Genomic DNA, 1885 nt, shown 5'->3' on the forward strand with positions numbered 1-1885 from the left:
CCACCCACCCGCACCCGGCGACGAAACAGGCACCCCCGAGCGGCTACGCGCCCAACGGCACACCCGCATGCGCGTCCATGCGCGAAGCCGCCAGAATCGCCGACGCCGTATCCGCCCGCGACGCGGCGACGACAAGCGCCCGCCCCGCGAGCGCGTGCGCCCTCCGGTGCAGTGCGGCCACGTCGCCCTCGCCCCCGCCGCCGGCGGCGACGCGTACGGGAGGCCGGCCGCCCCTCAGCTGGGCGACCCGCGCGGCGAGCGCCTCCGCGGCCGCGTCGAGGTCGTCGGAAGGGGCCAGCGCGCGGAGTTCGTCCGTCGCCGCCAGAAGCGCCGCCAGATGACCCGCGAGCTGGATGTCCAGCTCTTCCTCACGCGAACGGTGAGGGAAGTCGGAGGAGGTCGTGCCGGCCATCGTGTGGACCGACTTGGTGCGGATCGGCTCGTACATGGGATGGCCTCCAAGCGCTCTCGGACGACCAGCCTATCTTAGATTCGGTCTAAAGTTGAGCGACGTCCGAAAGTGCTGAAAGTCCCCGGTGCGCCGTACTCGGCGCGCGATGTCAGGCCTGCCCGTACCCGTCCAGGAAGTTCCCGATCCGGGTGATCGCGGACCGCAGGTCACCCACCGTCGGCAGCGTCACGACCCGGAAGTGGTCGGGCTCGGCCCAGTTGAAGCCGGTGCCCTGCACGACCATGATCTTCTCCTGTCGGAGCAGGTCGAGGACCATCCGCCGGTCGTCCTTGATCTTGAAGACGTTCGGATCGAGGCGCGGGAACAGATACAGCGCCCCCTTCGGCTTCACGCACGAGACGCCCGGGATCTGCGTGAGCAGCTCGTACGCGACGTCCCGTTGCTCCTTCAGCCGTCCGCCCGGCAGCACCAGGTCGTTGATCGTCTGCCGCCCGCTGAGCGCGGCGACCACCCCGTGCTGTCCCGGCATGTTCGCGCACAGCCGCATGTTCGCGAGGATCGTCAGACCCTCGATGTAGGAGTCGGCGTGCGCGCGCGGCCCGGAGATCGCGACCCAGCCCACCCGGTAGCCGGCCACCCGGTACGCCTTCGACATGCCGTTGAAGGTGAGGGTCAGCAGGTCGGGGGCGACCGAGGCCGTCGGTGTGTGTGTGGCGCCGTCGTAGAGGATCTTGTCGTAGATCTCGTCGGAGCAGACCAGCAGGTTGTGGCGGCGCGCGATGTCCGTCAGCCCGCGCAGCACCGCCTCGTCGTACACCGCGCCCGTCGGGTTGTTCGGGTTGATGATGACGATCGCCTTGGTGCGGTCGGTGACCTTCCGCTCGACGTCCGCGAGGTCCGGCATCCAGTCGGACTGCTCGTCGCAGCGGTAGTGCACGGCCGTACCGCCGGACAGGGAGACCGCCGCCGTCCACAGCGGGTAGTCCGGGGACGGTACGAGGACCTCGTCGCCGTCGTCGAGGAGGCCCTGCATGGCCATCACGATCAGCTCGGAGACACCGTTGCCGATGAAGACGTGCTCGACGTCCGTCTCGATGCCGAGGGTCTGGTTGTGCATGACGACGGCCCGGCGGGCGGCGAGCAGGCCCTTGGCGTCGCCGTACCCGTGGGCGCTGGAGACGTTCCGGAGGATGTCCTCCAGGATCTCGGGCGGGCACTCGAAGCCGAACGCCGCCGGGTTGCCCGTGTTCAGCTTGAGGATCCGGTGCCCCGCCGCCTCGAGCCGCATCGCCTCCTCGAGCACCGGGCCCCGGATCTCGTAACAGACGTTGGCGAGCTTGGTCGACTGGATCACCTGCATGTCCGTGAGCTTACGGCGCGGTAACGCGTTCCGGGCCGTGTTTTCCACCACGTGGGACGGCCGCATTACCCCGAAATGCCCCGCCGCTGTTCCCCCGGCCCCCTCCTCTCTAC

The 1885-nt window shown here is 69.3% G+C and carries 2 protein-coding genes; both read right to left on the minus strand.

Annotated elements, in window-relative coordinates; genetic code table 11:
- Nucleotides 1–43: 43 nt before the first annotated feature.
- Nucleotides 44–448 (minus strand): hypothetical protein, encoded by a 405-nt coding sequence (locus P1P70_RS44140; RefSeq protein ID WP_319248065.1) that lies wholly within the window; start codon nucleotides 446–448, stop codon nucleotides 44–46.
- A gap of 112 nt (nucleotides 449–560) precedes the next feature.
- A complete protein-coding gene (locus P1P70_RS44145) occupies nucleotides 561–1772 on the minus strand; it encodes a pyridoxal phosphate-dependent aminotransferase (RefSeq protein WP_319248067.1) in 1212 nt (403 codons plus the stop codon).
- Between the last annotated feature and the right edge of the window lie 113 nt (nucleotides 1773–1885).

It is taken from the genome of Streptomyces sp. MB09-02B, from assembly GCF_033794485.1.
Classification (GTDB): domain Bacteria; phylum Actinomycetota; class Actinomycetes; order Streptomycetales; family Streptomycetaceae; genus Streptomyces.